Origin of the sequence: Nonomuraea longispora (genome assembly GCF_004348345.1) — a bacterium.
Classification (GTDB): Bacteria; Actinomycetota; Actinomycetes; order Streptosporangiales; family Streptosporangiaceae; genus Nonomuraea; species Nonomuraea longispora.
Genome location: NZ_SMJZ01000394.1, coordinates 1 through 2,569, shown reverse-complemented (window position 1 = coordinate 2,569; position 2,569 = coordinate 1). Strand labels below are relative to the sequence as shown.

The following is a 2,569-nucleotide window of genomic DNA, read 5'->3' as shown; positions in this document are numbered from 1 at the left end:
GAGTTGTCGGGGCGGCTGGACGGCGGGCACGCAGACGCGGTCACGGCCCAGTTCCTTGGCTCGGTAGAGGGCAAGGTCGGCGGCGGCCAGCAGCTCGATCAGGTCGTCGCCGTGCACGCCGATCAACGCTACGCCGACCGAGATCGTGATCCTGATGAGCGCGTCGTCGGCGGGGATGGCCATGTGGCCGATGCGGGTGCGCAGGCGTTCGGCGACCCGGCGTGCCTCGTGACTGTCGGCCCCGGGCAGGAGCACGACGAACTCCTCACCGCCGAACCTGCCCACCACGTCGTAGTCGCGGAGCTGGTTGCGGAGCGTGGCCGCCACCCCCACCAGCACCTGATCGCCCACCAGGTGCCCGTGGGCGTCGTTGACGCGTTTGAAGTGGTCGATGTCGATGATCAGCAACGCCAGGGTGTCGCCGGTGCGGCGGGAACGGACGATCTCCGTGTCGGCCTCGCGCTGCCAGGCGGCCGCGTTGAGCAGACCGGTCTTGGCGTCGGTGCGGGCGGCGGCCTGGAGCTGGGCGTGCAGGAGGCTGCGCTGCAGCAGCACCACCGGCGGTAGCGCGAGGAGCAGCAGCACGAGGTTGACGCCGCAGCCGATCGACACCGTGACGCCCAGGCAGAGCTCGACGATGTCAAGCAGCAGGCTCTCCTTGTTCCACAACACCTCGCGCCAGGGCGTCTCGGGGTCGGCGGTGTGCGCGGCGATCGCGATCAGGAAGATGTTGAGCAGCGCGAAGAGGGCGGCCGCCCCCACCGCGTAGAAGATCGGCCCGCCGCCGCCCTGCGACAGCGACCACGGGTCGTCGACGACATGGTGGAACGCGAGGGAGGCGGTGCACCCCGCCAGACCGATCGCGGCCGAGCTGAACACCCGCCGATAGAGCACCGTCGCTTTCACGCGCACCTGCAGCAGGATCTGCAGCACGATCGGCGAGAAGAGCGCATAGACGGGAGGCAGCAGCAGCGCCACGGGCAGCCACCAGGCCGACAGCAGGTCGCGGGCGACACCGGAAGGCATGCCGAGGCGTCTGGTCGCCTCGATGCAGACCGCGCCGCAACCCATGAGGGCGCAGAACATCAGCAGGTCGCGCCACCGCAACGAGGTGGACGCCCCGAGCCCCACCATCGCGATGAGGTCGAGACCGACGATCGCGCACAGATAGACCACGAGCGGGCGGCGTTGCCCGAGCAACGGCCAGCGACCAGCCAGTGTTGACACACCGTCACGAGAATTGATCGAGGCGTGACCAGTAGCCGCCATCGCATCTCCTCCCCAACTAACGATGTGTAACACAATAATTGCGGAGTGTGCTTTGTGCGATGGGAACCCGATACGTTGATACGGACCACTCCCTCTCAGCCCATGAGCGGGCAGTGTTGTAGAGCAGTGCTGGAAAGGAGCAGCCATGGTGCGGGGCGTGACCTGGACCTGTCAGGTGCTCTAGTCACCTGATCAGAGCTACACTCCATCGGCCGCCCTCGGGGTGCCATTTCGGGCCATGCCGGTGCCCCCTCCCACTCCGCTCCAGCCACCCCCTGCCATCTCTCCCAGCGTGTGACCCTTGCCCTGCTCGCGGAACGGCTCCCACCGGCTGGCCGGCGCACTTCGCACCCCGCCCCGTGCGTGCCGGCCCCACGGACGGCGCACACACGGACGGCGCACCCTCGGACGGTGCGCCCACGGACGGTGCGCCCACGGACGACAGCACTCCCCGGCGGCTCAGCCGTCGGGCATGGGGACGCCGTCCAAGCACCCTGACACCGTGGGTGCTGGGGTGGGCCGGGATGCTTGGACGGGAGCGTCGGCTGGCGTCGATGCCCCTGTGCGGGTCTAGGCCGCCGCGCGTTCTTCCAGCTTCAGGGACTGGTCCTCGTCGCCGGAACCCTCCTCGCCGTTGGGACGCTCGGCTTCGCCTCCCAGGATGCGGACGGTGTCGTCTTTCGGCTGGGCGAAGGCTGCGGCGGCGTGCTCCTCCGGCTGGGCGAAGGCGCCGGTGCCGTCGCTCGTGGACGTCGGGGTGGCGGTGCCTGAAGCGCCTGCTCGCGAGGTGGGCTCGGGACGGGACAGAGGCCGGAGGGGGCGCGCGCCCATGGACCAGTCGCGGGTCTCCTCGTCCAGGCGCTCGCGCATCTCCTTGCTCATCGAGCCCAGCCCGCCGCCCCGCTCCGGCTTGGTGAAGACGCCGGTGCCCCAGCGCAGGTCGTGCCCGACGGCGCTGGCTTCGATCTCAGGCACGAAGCGCCGGTCGCCCTCGGCGCCGAACTCGCGGATGCGCAACTTGCCCGACACCACCACGGGCTGGCCGGCGCGGATCGAGGCCGCGACGTTGTCTCCCAGGGCACGCCAGCAGCGCACCGTGAAGCAGACCTTCTCACCGTCTGTCCACTGGCCCGTCTTCCTGTCGAAGTAGCGGTGCGAGGTGAGCACCCTCAGCGAGGTGACCTTGGTGCCTTCGTCGAAGCTGTATTGCCTCGGCTCTGCTGCGACGTTTCCGGTCAGCGTGACGTAGATGTCATTCATCCCTGTGCCTCCCCATCTGGCGGGCCGGGTGCCCGCGATC

General features: G+C 69.4%; 2 protein-coding genes. Both read right to left on the bottom strand.

The annotated features are described in order from the left end of the window. Nucleotides 1-1,227 (bottom strand): GGDEF domain-containing protein (locus E1267_RS43410; RefSeq protein WP_246064736.1); only part of this gene is annotated, 1,227 nt, incomplete at its 3' end. A 612-nt stretch (nucleotides 1,228-1,839) separates the two neighbouring features. Next, nucleotides 1,840-2,569: single-stranded DNA-binding protein (locus E1267_RS43405; RefSeq protein ID WP_220449960.1), on the bottom strand; the 730-nt coding region annotated here is incomplete at its 5' end.